General features: G+C 64.2%; 16 protein-coding genes. 8 read left to right on the forward strand and 8 right to left on the reverse strand.

Features of this window, described 5'->3' with window-relative positions; genetic code table 11:
- Positions 1-95: 95 nt before the first annotated feature.
- The gene (locus LQ232_RS12450) at positions 96-713 is read right to left on the reverse strand and encodes a hypothetical protein (RefSeq protein ID WP_230180628.1); all 618 of its coding nucleotides are present in this window, start codon (positions 711-713) and stop codon (positions 96-98) included.
- Complete coding sequence (gene glnE, locus LQ232_RS12455; RefSeq protein ID WP_230180629.1) at positions 713-3637, reverse strand: bifunctional [glutamate--ammonia ligase]-adenylyl-L-tyrosine phosphorylase/[glutamate--ammonia-ligase] adenylyltransferase; 2925 nt, start codon at positions 3635-3637, stop codon at positions 713-715. Before glnE ends, LQ232_RS12450 begins: the two co-directional genes overlap by 1 nt.
- A 125-nt stretch (positions 3638-3762) precedes the next feature.
- On the opposite strand from glnE, the gene LQ232_RS12460 reads away from it, so the two are divergent.
- Positions 3763-8121 (forward strand): YhdP family protein, encoded by a 4359-nt coding sequence (locus LQ232_RS12460; protein ID WP_230180630.1) that lies wholly within the window; start codon positions 3763-3765, stop codon positions 8119-8121.
- Here LQ232_RS12460 and LQ232_RS12465 read toward each other — a convergent pair.
- Complete coding sequence (locus LQ232_RS12465; RefSeq protein WP_230180631.1) at positions 8096-8749, reverse strand: DUF4197 domain-containing protein; 654 nt, start codon at positions 8747-8749, stop codon at positions 8096-8098. The genes LQ232_RS12460 and LQ232_RS12465 overlap by 26 nt on opposite strands.
- A gap of 92 nt (positions 8750-8841) precedes the next feature.
- Between LQ232_RS12465 and LQ232_RS12470 the strand changes: the two genes are divergently transcribed.
- Positions 8842-9345, forward strand: coding sequence for a TlpA disulfide reductase family protein (locus LQ232_RS12470; protein WP_230180632.1), 504 nt, complete (start codon positions 8842-8844; stop codon positions 9343-9345).
- Positions 9346-9358: 13 nt separating this feature from the next.
- Here LQ232_RS12470 and LQ232_RS12475 read toward each other — a convergent pair whose 3' ends face one another.
- Positions 9359-10522 carry a hypothetical protein gene (locus LQ232_RS12475; RefSeq protein WP_230180633.1) on the reverse strand — a complete coding sequence of 388 codons (1164 nt, stop codon included), beginning with the start codon at positions 10520-10522 and terminating at the stop codon, positions 9359-9361.
- A 102-nt stretch (positions 10523-10624) separates the two neighbouring features.
- Here LQ232_RS12475 and LQ232_RS12480 point away from each other — a divergent pair, with 102 nt between their 5' ends.
- The 5 genes from LQ232_RS12480 to LQ232_RS12500 all read left to right on the forward strand — a co-directional run bounded on the left by LQ232_RS12480 (position 10625) and on the right by LQ232_RS12500 (position 14142).
- Positions 10625-11245 (forward strand): hypothetical protein, encoded by a 621-nt coding sequence (locus LQ232_RS12480; protein ID WP_230180634.1) that lies wholly within the window; start codon positions 10625-10627, stop codon positions 11243-11245.
- A gap of 19 nt (positions 11246-11264) precedes the next feature.
- Positions 11265-11723 (forward strand): PTS sugar transporter subunit IIA, encoded by a 459-nt coding sequence (locus tag LQ232_RS12485; protein ID WP_230180635.1) that lies wholly within the window; start codon positions 11265-11267, stop codon positions 11721-11723.
- Complete coding sequence (locus tag LQ232_RS12490) at positions 11692-11961, forward strand: HPr family phosphocarrier protein (RefSeq protein ID WP_230180636.1); 270 nt, start codon at positions 11692-11694, stop codon at positions 11959-11961. Before LQ232_RS12485 ends, LQ232_RS12490 begins: the two co-directional genes overlap by 32 nt.
- A gap of 213 nt (positions 11962-12174) precedes the next feature.
- Positions 12175-13338, forward strand: coding sequence for a transporter (locus tag LQ232_RS12495; RefSeq protein WP_230180637.1), 1164 nt, complete (start codon positions 12175-12177; stop codon positions 13336-13338).
- Between the two features lie 165 nt (positions 13339-13503).
- Entirely contained in the window at positions 13504-14142 is a 639-nt protein-coding gene (locus tag LQ232_RS12500; RefSeq protein WP_230180638.1) for a chalcone isomerase family protein, read from the forward strand.
- A gap of 6 nt (positions 14143-14148) precedes the next feature.
- On the opposite strand, the gene LQ232_RS12505 is transcribed toward LQ232_RS12500, so the two are convergent.
- From LQ232_RS12505 to queC, 3 genes are read right to left on the reverse strand one after another with little or no spacing between them, the layout of a single operon-like run.
- Positions 14149-16032, reverse strand: a complete 1884-nt coding sequence (locus tag LQ232_RS12505; RefSeq protein ID WP_230180639.1) for a M48 family metalloprotease — start codon at positions 16030-16032, stop codon at positions 14149-14151.
- Positions 16033-16069: 37 nt separating this feature from the next.
- Entirely contained in the window at positions 16070-16663 is a 594-nt protein-coding gene (locus LQ232_RS12510; RefSeq protein WP_230180640.1) for a LemA family protein, read from the reverse strand.
- A 26-nt stretch (positions 16664-16689) separates the two neighbouring features.
- Positions 16690-17427 carry a 7-cyano-7-deazaguanine synthase QueC gene (gene queC / locus LQ232_RS12515; protein ID WP_230180728.1) on the reverse strand — a complete coding sequence of 246 codons (738 nt, stop codon included), beginning with the start codon at positions 17425-17427 and terminating at the stop codon, positions 16690-16692.
- Between the two features lie 176 nt (positions 17428-17603).
- Between queC and LQ232_RS12520 the strand changes: the two genes are divergently transcribed.
- Positions 17604-18380, forward strand: coding sequence for a ferredoxin--NADP reductase (locus LQ232_RS12520; protein WP_230180641.1), 777 nt, complete (start codon positions 17604-17606; stop codon positions 18378-18380).
- On the opposite strand, the gene LQ232_RS12525 is transcribed toward LQ232_RS12520, so the two are convergent.
- On the reverse strand, positions 18347-18553 hold the full coding sequence (locus LQ232_RS12525) for a DUF2061 domain-containing protein (RefSeq protein WP_230180642.1): 207 nt from the start codon (positions 18551-18553) through the stop codon (positions 18347-18349). The genes LQ232_RS12520 and LQ232_RS12525 overlap by 34 nt on opposite strands.
- Positions 18554-18645: the final 92 nt, after the last annotated feature.

Raw genomic sequence — 18645 nt, forward strand, 5'->3', positions numbered from 1 at the left:
GTGCAGAGAGACCCGCCGCGAAGGCGGTAAGTTCCCTGGGGACTTCCCTGACGTCGAAAATTCAGCCAATGAGTGTACGTTCCTGGAACGCTGTCTCAAGGGCGGGATTTCGAGCAGGGGTGACTTTGGCGTAACGCCAGTGTCAAGGTGATAACCGCGCCCACCAAGGTTCCGGCCCAATGCGACATGGGTGCGACGTTCATGGCCAGCCCGGGGCGGGGCAGCAGGGCCTGCCAGCCAGGGTTTTCCAGCCAGCATTTCGCGAGCATGCCCCCCAGCAGCAGCCAGCCATAGGTGCGGGACCATTTTGGGCCATGGGCTTGGGTGATGAGGGTGGTGGCGATGATGCTCAGCCCGGCGTGAAGCACACCCGACAGGCCGTAATAGGTGCTAAGCCGAGGGTCAAGAAGCAAGGCCAGGTGCGTGAGGGGCCAGGCCAGCAGCCACGCCAGGGCGGCTTGCGGTGCCAACTTCAGGATCCAGCCCAGGCTGATGAGGAGGGTCAAACCCGCGAGATTGGCCATCAGGTGTCGCGTGTTGGCGTGCAACCAGATGCAGGTCAGGAAGTTCAAGGGGTTTTGCCGCACGCCGGCACTGGGGTGCAATGCCCAGCTGTCGGGTGGAAGCTGATGGGGCAGCAGACCCAGCAGCGCGGGCAGGCCAAGCACCAAGGCGAGGCCTGTCCAGGCCACGGGCCCGAGTGGGCGCGGCATCACGTCGAAGTGTGGGCGATGGGTGTGGTGAAGACGGCATCCCACAAGCGCAGGACCGCGTCGCGGTGCGGCCCGATCGCTTCCTTCGCCTCGCCGGACAGTTGCAGGGCGGACTCGTCCAGGCGGGCCCTGTGCTGGACCCGTCGCAGTTCGCGGTAGGCCTGGCCTGCCTGATGGCCAATGCCCGCGGGCAACAGGCCAGCCTGCTCGGCCCGCAGGAGCAGGGCGATGTTGCCGACGTTGTCCTGCAAGCCGGGGTGGGCGTGGCTGTGGGCGAGCACAAGGTACTGCACGGCAAATTCGACATCGATCATGCCGCCGGCACTGTGCTTGACGTCGAACTTGTCGGGCGGGCAGGCGTGGGCGGCGCGCAGGCGTTCACGCATGGCCAGTACCTCGTCGCTGAGGGCTTGGGTGTCACGCACCGTGGAGAGGATGGCCCGGCGGGTGGTCTCGAAACGCGGGGCGAGGGCAGGGTCGCCGGCGCACCAGCGCGCGCGGCTCAGGGCCTGGTGCTCCCAGGTCCAGGCGGTGTTGCTCCCACGCTGGCGCTGGTAGTCGTCGAAGGAGTGGAAGGAGGTGACCAGCAGGCCGGCATTGCCATTGGGTCGCAAGGCGGTGTCGATGTCGAACAGCTCGCCAGCGGAGGTGCGCAGGGTCAGCCAGTTGATGACCTTGCGTGCAAAGACCAGGTAGGCGTCGATGGGGTCGGGGGTGTCAGGGTCGGCGTCAGCGGGCGGGCGGTCCTGGCTGTCATCGAAGAGAAAGACGACATCAAGGTCGCTGCCATAGCCCAGCTCTTTGCCGCCCAATTTGCCGTAGGCGATGACGGCGAAATGCGGTTCACGCCCGACGGCGTAGCGCGCCTGTTTGGGCGGGCGTTGCTGCAGGTGGCCCCAGGCCCACTTCAAGGTGATGTCAAGCGTGGCGTCGGCCAGGGCGGAGAGGTCATCGGCGACTTGCTCGACGGTCAGCAGCTTTTCAACGTCGCGCACCAGGGTGCGGAAGATCTCGGCGTGGTGGGCGCGGCGCAAGGTGTCGAGCAGGGATTCTTCGTCGGCCTGGCCGGCGCGCTCCCAACCGCGGTGGCGGTCTTGCAGGTCTTGCTGGTAGGCGATGGGGTCGAAGCGGCCTTCCATCAGCCGCGGGTCGGCGAGCTCGTCGATCACGCCGGGGTGGAGCATGAGGTAGCGCATGGACCATTTGGCCAAGCCCAGAAGACGCAGCAGACGCTTGAGCACTTCGGGCCGTTCGGCCAGCAGGGACAGGTAGCTGTCACGGCGCAGCAAGGGGTTCAGCCAGTCGATGAAGCGCAGCACGGCGTCCTGGCCAAGGCAGTCTTGCGGGGTGGCTTCGGTGCAGTCTTCGCTGGTGTAGGCCAGCAGGGTGGCCCGGCCAATGAGTTTGGCCAAGCGCAGTTTGGCGGTGTCGCTGAGCAGGTTGACGCGCGCTTGCGCGGCAAAGGTGCGCACATGCGCCGCGATGGGCTCGGGCAGTTTGGCAATGAATTCTTCGCTGTCGACCGGCAGGGGCGGGCCCCCGCAGGATCGGCATCCACCGGGTTTGCTGCTGGGGGCATTGCCTTCGTGCAGCAAGGCGTCGAACTCGGTGGCGACCAACTCGCGCACATTGCACAGGATGTCGAGCAACTGGCAGGTGCCGCTGTTGCAGTCAGGCTTGTCTTCGCTGGGTTTGCCCAGGCCCAGGCTGGCGGCGATCCAGGCCAGGTCGGCGTCGTCGGTGGGCAGCAGGTGGGTTTGCTGGTCGTCCAGGTATTGGATGCGGTGCTCGACCTGGCGCAGGAAGGTGTAGGCCTGCGCGAGCTTGTCGGCGGTGATGTCCGAGATCAGGCCGCGTGCCGCCAGGCGCTTGAGGGCCTTGAGGGTGGATCGGGTGCGGATCTCCGGGAACTGGCCGCCGCGCACCACTTGCAGCAATTGCACGGTGAATTCGATCTCGCGGATGCCGCCGCGTGAGAGCTTGACGTCGTTGGCGCGTTCGGGGCGGCCGGCGGCGCGCCGGTTGGCCTCGTCGCGGATCTTGCGGTGCAACTGGCGCAGGCCTTCGAAGATCCCGTAGTCAAGGTAACGGCGGAAGACGAAGGGAATGACCACGTCGCGCAGAGCCAGGGAGCGGGCGTGCCGGCTGCCCTTGGGCATGGCGGCGCGGGGAGCGACGATGCGGCTTTTGAGCCAGGCAAAACGCTCCCATTCGCGACCTTGCACCAGGAAGTACTCTTCCAGCATGGCCAGGCTGACCACGGGCGGCCCGGAGTTGCCGTTGGGGCGCAAGGCCAGGTCAACGCGGAAGACGAAACCGTCTTCGGTGGTGTCGCCGATCAGGCTGAACAGGCGCTTGGCCACGTTGGCGAAGTATTCGTGAGCGCTGATCTGCCCTTGCAGGCCACCCCGGCCATCGTCGATGCCGGTGGTCTGGCCATCGTCCTCGTAGACGTAGATCAGGTCGATGTCGGACGAGACATTGAGTTCACGTCCGCCCAGCTTGCCCATCCCGATGACCCACAGGTCGATGCGCTGGCCTTGCTCGTTCAGGGGCGCGCCGTGGACGGCGTCGAATTCGGCCTGGGCGCTTTCGAGAGCACGCTCCAGCGTGACCTGGGCCAGTTCGGTCATGGCCATGGTGACATCGGCCAGGGCGCAGGATTGCTCGACATCGACGCAGGCCAGGCGCTCGAGCACGAGTTGCCGGGCCACCCGCAAGGCGGAGGGCAGGGCGCGGCCGCCCGCCAGCAAATGATCGATCAGGGCCCCGATAGTGTCTTCAGTGGGGGTGCCGGGCGCCTGCTGGGCAAACGCTTCGCGTTCAGGGGTGTAACGGCGACGGATGCGCTGCACGAACCGCGCGTGGTCGGCATGGGCCCGGGATGGCCCGGTGTTGTGGGGGTTAAAGAATGTGAAGCCCATGAGCCTAGGTGAGGGTCTGTGCTAGGGTGGCCGACTATCGGGCCCCGCAACTGGTTCCGGGATGGTAGGGCAGTTGCGTTTTACAAAATGGCGAATTTGGCCCGCCTGGACGACAGTTTTGTTTCATGCCCACGATTTCTTCTGATTCTTCTGGCAATCCCAAGGTGCGCAAAGCGCGCTCGCTGCTCCGAGCCGGGCGGTGGTGTCTGCTGACGCTGGCGGTGCTGCTGTTCATGGCCGCGGTTGCCTGGTGGGCTTTGTTGTTCCAAATTCTGCCCCGAATCGGTTCATGGCGTGAAGCCCTGGCCCAACAAGCCACAAAGTCACTGGGGGTGCCGGTGCGCATTGGTGCCTTGTCGGGCCGGGCCGAGGGCTGGTCGCCGGTTCTGTCCTTGAAGGAGGTGGCGTTGCTGGACGAGCGTGGCAGCGTGGCTTTGCGCCTGCCGGAAGTCACCGCACGCATTTCACCTGGCAGCCTATGGCCCACGGCCTTGTGGCGCCAGGAGCTTCGCTTGGACAGGCTGGTGCTGGTTCGGCCCGAGTTGCAGGTGCGCCGGGATGTGGCCGGTGATCTGCATGTGGCGGGCTTGAAGCTGGCCTCCAACGCCGCGCCCACCGGCAATGGCCAGGTGTTGGACTGGGTGCTGTCACAGCGTCTGATCCGCATTGAGCAGGGCGCCGTGCGCTGGACCGATGAGCTGCGGAAAGCCCCCACCCTGGTGTTGCAGCAGGTGGACCTGGACTTGAGCAGCCACCCGGGGTTGGGCACGCAGATGCACCATTTGTCGCTGTTGGCCACGCCTTTGCCGGAGTTCGGGCGGCGGTTCGAGGTCAAGGCCCGGATGACGCAGCCCTTGTGGGCTTTGACCGCGCAAGAGGCCGCTTCATCCCAAACTGTTGACTTGCCTTGGTGGCGGCGTTGGTTGGGCGGCGCGCCCAAGACCACCGATTTGAACAGTTGGTCGGGGAAGTTGTCGGTGAACCTGCCGCATGCGGATGTGCAGTCCTTGCGCAAGCATGTGGACTTGCCTGTCGATGTGGAAGGGGGGCGGGGCCGCATGGCTGCTGAACTCGTCCTCAAGCAGGGTCGGCCGGCCAGCCTGGCGCTTGACGTGGATGTGCAGGACGTGAGCATCCGCCTTGAAAAAGGCTTGAGGCCCCTGGCGTTTCGTGGACTGAGTGGCCGCATCACGGCCCTCAATGAACGCACCGAATCCCACGTGGCGCTGGAGAAGCTGGCCTTCACCACGGCCGAAGGCCTGGTTTGGCCGGCCAGTTCGGCCCGGCTGGCTTGGCGGCACGCGCCTCTGCAAGGACAGATCAATGCCGACGTCTGGCGCCAGACCGTGGGTGGCCAGGTGGACGCCGACCGCCTGGACCTGGGCGTGCTGGCCCGGTTGGCCGATCGCTTGCCCATCTCGACGGCCATGCGGCGGACTTTGGCAGACCTGGCTCCCGAAGGCGTGGGCCGGCGATTGACCTGGCGTTGGGAAGGCCCGGCCGATGACCCGCGCGAATACAGCGCCCGCGCACAGATCAAGGGCTTTGGTTGGGCGGCCTCGGCCCAACAAGGGCGGCCGGGGCTGGCCGAGGCCGACATCGATTTGAAGGCCGACGAGCAGGGCGGCCAGGCCTCCGTGGCCATCGAAAAAGGCTGGGTTGAGTTGCCAGGGGCTTTCGACGAGCCCCGCATCCCTTTGAAGGCGATGGCGGCCCGTGTGAACTGGCGCATCAAACCGGCCGGCCGGGCGGATTTGCCGCCGCAGTTGCAGGTCGAGGTCAGGAAGGCGACATTCGCCAACGATGACGCTGAAGGCGAGTTGCAGGCCACGTGGCGCACCGGCCCAGGCATCGGCGCGGGCGCCACAGGCCGTTTCCCGGGGCACCTGGAGCTTGATGGCAAGCTGGCTTGGGGTCAGGCCAACCGGGTCTGGCGTTACCTGCCGTCGGTCATCCCCTTCCATGCCCGCGACTACGTGCGCATGGCCGTTCGCGAGGGGCGTGGCGAGAAAGTCACCTTTGAAGTCAAGGGCGACCTGGCCGGTTTTCCTTTCAAGGACGATGAGGGTGGTCGCTTCCGGGTTCACGTGCCCGCCAAGAACGTGACCCTGGACTACGTGCCTGCGGCCCTGCTGGAGACCGGTGGCGTGCCCGCGCAGACCCGTTGGCCCGCGTTCACAGGGCTGGACGGTGATCTGATCTTCGAGGGCCTGCGCTTGCGCATTGAGGGCGCCAAAGCGCAATTGGGTGGATTGGGCTCCGGCAGTTTTGTGCTGCGTGATGTGGCGGGACGGATAGAGAACCTCGCGTCCGACGACCCGCATCTGGAGATCCGCGGACAGGGGCAAGGCCCCCTGAACGACTTGTTGCGCTACATGGCCGTGTCTCCGGTGGGGGTGTGGACAGGCAACCTGTTGCACAAGGCCGAGGGCACCGGCACCGGCAGCTTGCAACTGGCCCTGGACATTCCGCTGAACCACACGGCGAACACCGGTTTGCGCGGGCGAGTGAGTTTGGGTGAACAGGACCAGGCCGCCTTGCGCCTGCACCCCAGCGTGCCGCTGTTGCAGAAGGTGAAGGGGCATGTCGATTTCACGCAGAAGACCTTGAAGGTGTCGGCGCTGGCCAATGTGTGGGGGCAGGACATCTCGGTTGAAGGCCAGCAGGATGCCACTGGCGCGCCCAAGTTCGTCGCGCAGGGGTTGATCACGGCCGAAGGCCTGCGCACCGCCAGCGAATGGCCCGCGCTGGCCCAATTGGCCCAGCGCATGACAGGGCAGACGGCGGTGACCGTGACGGTGGCCTTGCCCAAGGCGTCGGCCGACCAGGGCGCCGCGGCTCAACCCGAACTGCAGGTGGTGTCCACCTTGCAAGGTCTGGCGGTGGACCTCCCCGCCCCCCTGAACAAGCGTGCCGAAAGCGTCTGGCCCTTGAGCATGATCCACCGGAGCGACGATCCCAGCGGGCTGAGCGACGCTTTGCTGGTGGAACTGGGCAACGCGCAATCGGCCAATCCCGCCGGTTCACCCTGGTTGCGCGCTGACTTTCGCCGCGATGTGCGCGGGGACCAGGCCAGGGTCACCCGAGGCGCCTTGAGCCTGGTGCAATCCACGGCCGGTGGCGATGCCATCGCCGTGCCAGCCTTGCCGCCCAAAGGCGTGGTCGCCCAAGTGACGGTGCCCACCCTGGACCTGGACGCCTGGCAGGGTCTGGCCCGCGTGGTGCGGTCACCGTCCAGCGACAGCACCGGGCCGGGCGAGGACTACTTGCCCGACACCTTGACCTTGCACACGGGCGTGTTGAACTACCAGCAGCGCAATCTGCGCAATGTGGACGTCACCTTGGCGCACCCCAGCCCCGGGGTGTGGCGTGCCCAGATCGAGTCCGACCAGTTGGCCGGCCAGATCGAGATGCGGCCAGAGACCTCGCCGCTGGCCAGCGGGCCGTCTGGCAGCCGTGTGGTGGCGCGCCTGTCACGCCTGTCGGTGCCGGCCGCCGAGGCTGAGGCCTTTGAGGACCAGGCGGCGCTGCAGTTGCTGACCCCTGAAACCGTGACGGTGCCGGCGCTGGACATCGTCATCGACGAACTGGATTGGCGGGGCCTGCCTTTGGGCAAGATGGAGGTGGAAGCCATCAACCGCCTGGTGCCAGTGGCCGGTGGCGGTTGGCAGCCCGAATGGCGCTTGAACAAACTGCGCATGACCAACCCCGAGGCCCAGCTCAATGCCAGCGGCAACTGGATGGCGGTGGGCCTGTTGCCGGGCAACAGCGCCAAACCCAAGCAGAAGGCGGCCTTCAACTTCACGCTGGAGCTCAACAACAGCGGCGCCTTGCTGGGCCGCCTGGGCTTGCCGCAGACCTTGAAGGGCGGCAAGGGCAAGCTTACCGGCCAGATCTCTTGGATGGGTTCACCGCTGGAGCCCAACCCCGCGACCATGTCTGGCGAGTTGTCTGTGGACATCAAGGAAGGGCAGTTCCTCAAAGTCGATCCCGGCATGGCCAAACTGCTGGGTGTGCTCAGCCTGCAATCGCTGCCTCGGCGCCTGGTGCTGGACTTCCGCGATGTCTTCCAGCAAGGCTTTGCCTTTGACGCCATCGATGGCGACGTGTCCATCAAGCAAGGCGTGGCCGACACCCGCAACCTGCGAATGCGAGGGGTTCAGGCGGTGGTGATGATGGAAGGCCAGGCCGACCTGGCACGCGAAACGCAAAACCTGCACGTGTTCGTGGTGCCCGAGGTGAACGCCGGCACGGCATCGCTGGCCTACGCGGTCATCAACCCGGCCGTGGGCCTGGGTACCTTCATTGCCCAGGTGCTGCTGCGCAAGCAGGTGGCCGAGGCCAGCACCAGGCAGTTCAGCGTGACCGGTTCGTGGGCCGATCCGCAGGTTGAACGCGTGCAGCGCTCACTGCTGGCGCCCGTGCCTGGCGCCTCGCAGCCCGCCGCTGGGGCCGGTGTCAAAGCGACGAAAAAACCTTCTTGAGGATGGCGCTGCCCGTGCCCACCGGGTCATTGCGAATGCGGCGCTCTTCTTCGCCAATCACGAAATACAAGCCGTCCAGCGCCTTGGTGGTGACGTGTTGCTGCACGGTGGCAGCTTGATCGCCTTTGATCAGTCCCATGCTGCTGGCCTTGCCAGCCAGGTCGTTGTAGCGCTTGGCCAGCGAGAGCTTCTCAACCGCCTTGTTGACCAAGGGGGCGAACTGCACGCTCAAAGGCTCGCGGGTTTTGGTGGCAAAGAAATCGGTCACCGCGTGCTCGCCACCCGACAGGATTTGGCGCGCGTCTTGCACCGACATGCCCTTGATGGCGTTGCGCAGCAGGGGCAATGCCATGCTCACCGCGTTCTCGGCGGCGTGGTTCATGGCGCTGATCAGGTCGTCCAACTGGCGGCCTCGTCCCACCGCGCGCAGCAAAGGGGCGGCTTTCTCCATCACCTCGGGCAGGGGGATGCGGATCTTGTCATTGCCCAGGAAGCCATTGGTCTGGCCCAACTGCTTGACGGCGATGTCTGCGCCTCGTTCCAGCGCTGCACGCACGGCGCCACTGGCATCGGCCTGGCTGAAGGCCGCGGCGCGCGCGGTGGACGAGGCCAGCAGGGACAATGCCATGCCACCAGCCAAGGCCTGGCAGGCAGACGACAATATGATTTGACGACGGTTCATTAAGTGATCCACTGACACAGCTCCACTGACCTACGGCCATGAATTTCAACAGACGACATCTTGCCCTGATCGCCCTGGCCGTGCCAATGTTTCTGTCCGGATGTTTTTGGGACACGCAGGCGCCATTGCCTGATCTACCTTACACCCGGATCGATGGCAGCCAGCACCGGACCTCGGATTTGAAGGGCCAGGTCACCCTGATCAACTTCTGGGCGACCAGCTGCAGCACGTGCGTCAAAGAGATGCCGCAACTGGTGGCCACGCAAAACAAGTTCAAGGCGCAAGGCCTGCAGACCCTGGCCGTGGCCATGGAATACGACCCCCCTGCTTACGTGATGCAATTTGCGCAAAGCCGGCAACTGCCCTTCCAGGTGGTGATGGACCACACGGGCGATCTGGCCAAGGCCTTTGGCCCGGTGCAGTTGACGCCGACCACATTCGTGGTCAACAAAAAAGGCGAGATCGTCAAGCGCTACATTGGCGAGCCCGATTTTGAGGCCCTGCACACCTTGCTGGGGCAACTGCTGGCCGAGCCTGCCTGAGGCCCGAGTCGCGTCACATGATGCGCGTGAGCTCGTAGACCAGGGCTGAAGGCAGCGAGGTGGCCACCGCCGCATGGCCCACCCGCGCCATGCCCGTCGGGCTGATGCTGGAAATCTCGAAAGTGTGCCCATCGTCAAGCAGCTCGATGAACACGAACTCGGGCACCTCCTGGCGGATGCTGGCAACCATCTGCATGAACCGCGGTGTTTTCAGGCTGGACTCGAACACGATGCCATGAGGCAGCCCGGCGTCACAGAACTCGACAGCATCGGCCACCGTGTTGACGAAATCGACCACCAAGCCCATGGACTTCATGGACTCGCGCACCAGCCCGCGCACATCGCGGCGTGCCGCCACCACCAGCACGTGGCAGCCGGCCAAAGGTTTGGAGTTGATCGAGTCGGCAAAGCTGGCGTCGGGCGTGTCGGCACCCGGGGCCACCGCCAGCACGTTGACCGTGCGCGGGAACTCAAGCGTCAAACGCGCTTGCGAGGACTCGATCTCGCGGTGCTGAGCCACGCCGAGCGTGCGGGCCGTTTGCTCCAGCAGGTGCCAGCTCATGCTGTCCAGTGCGGGGTTGTGAGGCGCCTCCTTGTTCTGAGGCAGGTCTGGCGACCGGTGCTGGAACTGGCAGACCAGCGAGGCGTTGTCTGACCAGCGGCCCTGGTCGATGCGGACATCCACCAAGCCCTGGGCGCAACTCAGCCACCACTCGACCACGGCGTTCAGCAGGCCATGAAGCATGGAGGCATCGACCTGCACCTCGACCTCTTGCAGTGACTGAACAATGTGGATGCCGCGCGCCTGCAGCTCACGCGCCCGGTGGGCCAGCACGCTTTGCACGGTGTTGGTGAGGTGGACGCGCTCATGCGACTGGCGCACCCGGCCTGAAGCGAGCCGCGAAATCTGCTGGCACCAGATGCCGGCCTGGCGGGCGCGGTCTACCTCGTCCAGCAAGGTGCGCAGGCCGGCGCGGTCGATGCGGCCGGTGGTGGTCAAGGTGGCGACACGCTCAAGCGCGGCGGTGAGGGGTTCGGCCAACTCGCGGCCGGCTTGGGCCAGCAACTCCTGCCAGCGCGCCAACTCGCGCTCATCGGGGCTGAGTGGCGGCGCATCCGGGTTGACGCCTCGGTGGGGCGTCGCCAACTTGGCCGGGAAGGGGACGGGCGAGTTCATGGCACATCTCGGTTCGTTCAGGGGCAGTTTCTGCGGCCCGATGTGGCTTGTCCATCCCACGGTTGGGTGAATTGCGGGGGGGGCGTGTCCATAATTGGCGCCATGGAAAAAAGTTGGTCGAACCTGGGCGCCTGGGCGCTGTCGGTCGTGGGATGCGTGGCCTTGGTGGCTTGCAGTCCGGCGTTGGATTGGCGCACCGTTCGGCCTGAACATGCCCCGGCCTTGCAGGCCTTGTTTCCGTGCAAACCAGCCCAGGTGGACCGTTCATTGAGGCTTCCAGCCTTGCCCGGCCCTCCTGTGACCATGCACCTGGTGTCGTGCAAGGTGGGCGAGTCCATCTGGGCGCTCAGCTATTTCGATGCGCAAGACATCAACCGGGTGCCGCAGGCGCTGGCGGCGGACAACCGCGCTTTGCGCGACAACCTGCAGGCGGTCAGCAACGTGGGCGCTCCAGCCGCCGAGGGCGCCGTGTCTGCCGTGGACCTGGAACCGGTCAAGATTCCGGGCATGACTCCCCACGCCCTGGCACGCCACTGGCGTCTGACGGGGCGGCGCCCGGCCGGGCATGGTGAAAGCGCGCCGGTGGAAGTGCACGCGTGGCATTTTTCCCACGGTCTGATGGTTTACCAGGCCAGCTTGTGGCGCCCCGTGCCGAGTGCAAATGCCAAGGATTCCACCGACGCGGTAGAGACATTCATTCAGGGCTTCAAATTTCTGGACTGAGCAGCCCATAATCGTTGTCATGCCCGGCCTGTTCCTCATTGCGCATGCCCCCCTGGCTTCTGCCCTGAAGCTGGCGGCGCAGCATTGTTTTCCCGAAGCTGCGCAGGCCATGCGGATCCTGGACGTGCCCTCGAACCTGCCCCCCGACGAAATCGAGGCGCAGTGCCGCATCATCCTGGAGATGCTGCAAAAGGCCGATTCGCGCGGCGAGGCCCTGATCCTGGCCGATGTATTCGGCGCCACGCCGTGCAATATCGTGCAGCGCTTGTCCGACGGTGTGCGCGTCAAGGTCATCACCGGCGTGAATGTGCCCATGCTCTGGCGAGCCCTCAATTACTCCAATGAATCCCTGGACACCCTGATCACCCGCGCGGTGGCTGGCGGCACCCAGGGCGTCATGCAAATCGCGACCAACCGGCCACAAAACCAGGCCAGTCAGCCCATCAATGATCAAGACCACCGTCAACATCAGCAATAAGCTGGGACTCCATGCGCGCGCATCGGCCAAGTTCACCAAGCTGGCCAGCAGTTTTCCCTGCGATGTCTTCATGAGCCGCAATGACCGGCGTGTGAACGCCAAAAGCATCATGGGCGTGATGATGCTGGCTGCCGGACTGGGGGCGGCAGTGGAGCTGGAGTGCGATGGCGCCCGCGAAGAAGACGCCATGAAGGCGTTGGTGGCCCTCATCAACGACAAGTTCGGCGAAGGCGAGTAAGCCCTCAATCAGGGTCGATCCCCATTGGATGGATGGAACTGGCGTGCAAAACCAACGCACTCCAGGGGATCCATGTCGCGCCATTGCGACAACTTGCGCACACATTTGGGGTCAAGCAAGGCACAGTTAGGCCGATATTGCACAGATACGTTTCGCAACGTGCATTTTTCTAACAAACCCGTTGAACGAACTCAATTCGTAGGAGCTGTCCGCATGAATAACTTTCGCCGTGATGCCTCGTCGGCCTGCGCGCTGACCCTCAAGACCGTGGCCCTGGCGGCGGCCCTCAGCGCATCTTCGGTGGCATTGGCGGCCGAGAACGGCAACCAGCGCTATTCGCCTGGCGTGGGCGGCAGTGACATGACCTCGCCTTTGGTGCCCGGCTGGTATGGGCAGGTGGCGATGGTGGCGTACCACGCCAACAAGATCAAAGGCAATGATGGCAAGCAATTGACCAGGTCTGGGAATATCACCCAAGCTCAACTGGCCGCTAACCCAGCCACGTCTGCTGCTGCTCCCGGGTTTGCAGGCGGCATTAACTACAACTCCAAAATTGGCATCAAGGCCGACACCTACGCCATTCTTCCCCGTATTACCTACCTGAGCAACGAGCAGGTATTGGGTGGCAATGTGGGATTCACGGCGATGCTGCCTTTGGTGCGCAGAAAAATCCAGCTGGCTGGCGAAACGCCCAGCTTCACACCGGGCGCTGGCAGCGCGGCTCCTGCGGTGCCAGGCAGTTTGGCCGCAGGTCTCAGCCCAACCATTTTGGGCCGCATTGCCAACGAGTCGGCCACGTACGGCATCGGTGACCTCGAAGTCTCGCCCATCTGGCACATGGAGATCGGTGATCACCAGCATGTGTCGATTGCCCCGACCATCGTGCTGCCCACCGGTGACTATGACGCCACCAGGCGCGCCAATTCCGGCTTTGGCAACTTCTTCACCTTCCGTCCATCGGTGCAATACGCCTTCGTGGGCGACGGCTGGGATGTGGGCGGTCGCCTGGTCTTGTCGTTCAACACGCGCAACAAGGAAAATGGCTACCGCACTGGCAACATCCTGAACATCGACTACCAGGCGATGAAGTTTGTTTCCGAGGACATCCGCGTGGGTCTGCAAGGCTACGTGGTGGAACAGTTCAGCAAGGACGATCAGGATTTGACCGGCTTCTCGTCGGCTCAACAAACCGCGCTGGCCACCACGGCCGACCTCAGCACCGGCAACAAGATGCGCGTTTATGCCGCAGGCCCGGCCGTGGCCTGGTTGGCCAATGGCGGTGAGTTCCTGCTGGAAGGCAAATTCCTGAAGGAATTTGGTGCGAAAAATCGCACTGAGGGCCAGGCCTTCTGGTTGACCCTGTCCAAGCCGCTGTAACCTCATCAGGGTACTGATTGATGGAGCGACCCTGGCTTTGCGGCCAGGGTGCCCGTGCCACGGGCGAGTTGATGGCTGTACCGTAGGAGTGGTCACATCATGCAAGATGACCGTATCGCTTTATCCCCGTTTGAACAAAACCGGCGCCAGCTGATGGCCAGTGCCATGGCTGCAGCACTTGTGCCGTGGGCCACGCCTGCCCAGGCGGCCAGCGTTGAGTTGGAAGGGGTTGAACTCGAAGAGTCCATCATGGCGCACGGCCAAAAGCTGGTGCTCAACGGGGCTGCGGTGCGCAAGCGAGGCTACTTCAAGGCCGATGTCACTGCGCTGTACCTGCCGGAAAAGCGCACCACGCCCGACGCGATCTTCAAGCTCAACGGCATCCGCCGAATCCAGCTCAACATCTTGCGCGAATTCACGTCGTCGACCATCTCCCGCATCTTCATCTCGGACTTCAAGCAAAACTCGACCGACGCCGAGTTCAAGCAGTTGATCAACGAGATCAGCCAGGTGGGCGCGGCCTACAGCGCGGTCAAACGCGTCAGCAAGGGCGACGTCATCAACCTGGACTGGTTGCCAGGCAAGGGCTGGGTGTGCTACATCAATGGCAAGCAGCTGCTGATCGACCCCGGTGCCACGGGTGGCGTCAGCAACAATGCCATCAACAACGAGTTGGCCTACCAGATCTACCTGCGCATGTACATCGGGCCGGCCGCACCTGAAGAGTTGCGCAATGGCCTGTTGGGCCTGACCCGACTGCCTCGCTCCAACGGTGGTGGCCGAGACAAAGACGGCGACGCCTGACGGCCTTCAATCGCGCGGGTAGTGTGAGGCCAAGGCTGGTGGCATGGGCGAGTCGATCAGCCCGGCCATCAAGCGCAGGGCGTTGGCGGTGTCGTTGGACATCAAGCCGCCGGTGCTGTGGTTCAGCGCTTCTTCAACCCAGGCCCTCAGCAACACGGGCCTGATCATCCACGACAACTCCTGAACGCCTGCCAGGGCATGCATCAGGGCGTCTGCGTCGGGGATCTTGCCATCCGGTTTCAAGTCTTGCAGGTGGGTGCAGCGTGCGATGACGCGCGCGTACCAGGCGCGGCTGGTGGCGGCCAACAGGCCTTGCATCTCCGGCTCGGGCACAAAGCGGGCAAGGTAGGCTGACAGTGCGATCACGTGGGCCAGCTCATCTTCCTGCAGATCGATCAATTCGCGGCCTTGTCCGGTCACCGGGCGCATGAAAGGCCGGCTGCTTTTCTTGTCGCTCATCTGGTGGCGAAGCGTCAGCCACCACAGGCGATCGCGGGGGCTGACGCGGCCATCGGCCTTCAGCAGATCACGGGCGGCCTCGACCAACGCTCGGCGGTCACTGATCGGGTCATTGGCGATGCTTTTGCACAGGCGCTCGAACTCGGGGACCAGGCGTTCAGGACGCAGACCCTGCACATCCTCCAGGATCTGTTGGCCGTGCGTGAGGCCCTCGGCCAATTTCAGCCACAGCTTGTGTTCATCGCAGTTGCCGGCCGACATCATCAGCGCCAGCACCGCCATGCGTTTCTCGCGGGGGCCGGCCAGGCGGCGCAATCGGCCCAAGGCATCGGCGTCCTCAGCGGGGGCTGGTGGCTTGGTGGCCTCCGCGTGCAAGCCCGAGGCCGCCGCGGCCGCCAGCATGGCGCCTGGGGCTGTGGGCGGCGGGCGGCGGGGCTCGGCTTTCTCAAGCCGCAGCAAGGGTGCTGGCATGGGCGACAGCACGGCGCCGCAGATGCGGCGGATGCGCTCGGGCAAACGTGGGTGCGTGGCCAGGCAACGCGACAAGCGCGACTGGTGCAGCAGCAGCGATGCAACCATGTCGGCCTGGGGATGGCGCATTTGACCGGCCAGCATCTGCTGGTCAAACCAGATCTTGCGCAGCACATTGCCCAAGCCATCGCGCGTGCGGGTGAATTGGATGGCGTTGGCATCGGCCAGAAACTCGCGCTGGCGTGCCACGGCGGCTTGCAGCAGCCGGCCGGCGCCCCAGCCCAGCCAGCCGACCGCACTGAACACCAGCCCGACCACCCAGCGCACCGGGTTGACGTGCCCGTTGTCGTCCGGGCTCATCAGGGTCTGGCCATAGCCATGCACCAGCGACAAGCCCCACACCAGCGCCAGCAGACGCATGGCCATGGGCAGGTCTTCCTCCTTGAGGTGGCCGAACTCGTGGGCCACCAGGCCTTGCAGCTCTGCGCGCGTGAGGCGGTCCAGGGCGCCCCGGGTCACGCACAGGGCATAGTCCTCGGGTGACCAGCCGGCCACGAAGGCGTTAATGGCGTCTTCGCGGGTGAGCACGTAGACGTGGGGCACGGTTTGCCCCGAGGCCATGGCCATTTCGTCGACCACGTTGAGCAGCCGGCGCTCCAGCGCATCATCAGGGTCCTTGACCAGGCGCCCGTGCATCCAGTGGGCAACGCGTTGACCACCACCTTCGCGCAGGCGCTGGGTTTCGATCAGGCAGCCGCCCAGCACAAACAGCAAGATGACGCCGGAGTTGGTCTCGAAGAACAAGGCTGGGTAGCCATGGCTGAGCGGCATCAGCAGCTTGTAGGCCAGCGCCAACAGCACGTTGACGGCCACCACCAGTCCGGCCAACAGCACGGCAAACCAGGCGAACAACTTGAAGGTTTGCGCCTGGGCCTGTTCCTGATGCTGTCGGAATTTCATGGTGAACGGCGAGACTGCCCGTTGGTTCAGATCTTGATCAGAAAGCCACTTTCACGCCAGCGCGTTCTGCGTCGGTGGAGGTGGACTGAAGCATGGCGGCCTCTTTGAAGCCGAAGACACCGGCCACCAGATTGGCCGGAAACTGCTGGGCCGAGTTGTTGTAGTCCAGCGTGGCATCGTTGAACAACTGCCGCGAGAACGCCACTTTATTCTCGGTGTGTGTCAGCTCTTCGCTGAGGTCGCGCAAGGACTCATCAGCCTTGAGTTCAGGGTAGGCCTCGACGGTGGCTTGAAAGCGCCCCATGGCGCTGTTGAGCACACCTTCGGCCAGGTTCAGGCTCTTGATGGGCCCTGCCTGGTTGGGCTGGCTGCGCACCAGGTCGGTGGCGGCGACCACTTGCGCCCGCGCGGCAGTCACGCGCTCCAGGGTCTCGCGTTCATGTTCCAGGTATTTGCGTGCAACCTCGACCAGGTTGGGAATGAGATCGTGCCGGCGCTTGAGCTGAACGTCGATCTGCGCGAAGGCATTGGTGATTTCGTTGCGCAGTTTGACCAGTCGGTTGTAGGCGCCCACGGCCCAAAAGACGATCAAGGCGACCACCGCGAGGGTGATGATTTGTGTGGTGTTCAAAGTCGTGGCCTCCCAAGCCGTTGCGTTCAATCAATCGTAGCAGTCCACTGCTCAAAGCCTTCGCGGCGCAATTGGCAGGCAGGGCATTGGCCGCAGCCGTATCCCCAGGCGTGGCGGTGCGTGCGGTCGCCCAGGTAGCAGGTGTGCGTGTGCTCCACGATGATGTCGTTCAGGACGGTACCACCCAACTGATCGGTCAGGGCCCAGGTTTGCGCTTTGGTCAGCCACATCAGCGGCGTTTCCACCGTCATGGGCGCGGCCAACCCCAGGCTGAGCGCCACTTGCAAGGCTTTGAGTGTGTTGTCGCGGCAATCGGGGTAGCCGGAATAGTCGGTCTCGCACATGCCGCCCACCAGCACGTTCAGGCCGCGCCGGTAGGCCACGGATGCCGCGAAAGTGAGGAACAACAGGTTGCGGCCGGGCACGAAGGTGTTGGGCAAGCCATTGGACTGCATTTCGATAGCGCGGTCTTCGGTCAGGGCGGTGTCAGAGATCTGGCCCAGCAGGGCGAGGTCCAGCACATGGTCTTGGCCGAGTCGGGCGGTCCATGCTGGAAAAGCGCTGGCCACAGCCTGGCGAACCGGTTCGCGGCAGTCCAGTTCGACGCGGTGACGCTGGCCGTAATCGAAGCCGATGGTTTCAACGCGGCTGAAGCGGCTCAGGGCCCAGGCCAGGCAGGCGGTGGAATCCTGCCCGCCCGAGAACACCACCAGGGCGGCGCGTGGGTCGGCAAAGGCGGAGGGGGGGGCGGTGGCGGCGGGCATGGCGAACAACTCGGTGGCAGGCAGGGCAGGGCGCAACGGCTCAGCATAGCGGATCAAATCCCCGGAGTTCAGGGGTGGCTGTGGCGCGTGGTTGGCAGGGGCCGCAAAGCTGGGCGACAATAGAGGGTTTTCGAGAGTCCGGCCTGCAAGCATGTGGGCCTTGCAGGAACCTGGTCATGGCCGCTTTCAACACAGAAACTGTTACCCACGTCAACCACTGGAACGACACGCTGTTCTCGTTTCGGACCACGCGCGATCCCGCCTTGCGTTTTGCCAGCGGTCATTTTGTGATGATTGGCCTGGAAGTCAACGGCAAGCCCTTGATGCGCGCCTACAGCGTGGCCAGCGCCAACTACGAAGAACACCTCGAATTCTTGAGCATCAAGGTGCAGGACGGCCCCTTGACCTCGCGCTTGCAGCACTTGAAGGTGGGCGACAAGCTGCTGGTCAGCCGTAAGGCCGTGGGCACGCTGGTGGTCGACGACCTCAAGCCCGCCATGAACCTGTACCTGTTCGGCACCGGCACCGGCCTGGCGCCTTTCATGAGCATCATCCAGGATCCATACACCTACGAGAAGTTCGACAAGGTGGTGCTGGTGCACGGCGTTCGCTACAAGAGCGAGCTGGCTTACCACGACTTCATCAAGGACGACCTGCCCGACCACGAGTTGCTGGGCGACCTGGTGCGCGACAAGCTGATTTACTACCCCTTGGTGACGCGTGAAGAGTTCCGCAACCAAGGCCGCCTGACCGACCTGATCGAGAACGGCAAAATGGCCGCCGACATCGGCCTGCCACCACTGAACCCCGCCACCGACCGCGCCATGATGTGCGGCAGCCCCTCCATGTTGACCGATCTGTGCAAGATCCTGGACGCCCGGGGCTTCCACATCTCGCCTTCGCAAGGCGAGCCGGGCGACTACGTGATCGAGCGCGCTTTCGTCGAGAAGTGAACCCAGGCTGGGACCCGGTCCCAGTATTTGTCGAAAAAGTAGTGCATCACCGTGTTGACCAGCGGTTCGACAAAGGTCACGATCCCGGCCACGCTCATGCTGCCGGTGATTGCATAGGTCACGGTGAATGAGGTGCCGATGTGCATCAATCCAAAAGTGGCGGTTTTGGCCATGATGGCGCTCCGTTGAGAATTGTTCTCATCATCGCGGTCTCGGCTTGTTTTGTATATTCAATCGATTCAATAAAATCAATAGCCTCTGTTGA

It is taken from the genome of Aquabacterium sp. CECT 9606, from assembly GCF_918741295.1.
In the GTDB taxonomy this organism is placed as follows: domain Bacteria; phylum Pseudomonadota; class Gammaproteobacteria; order Burkholderiales; family Burkholderiaceae_C; genus Aquabacterium.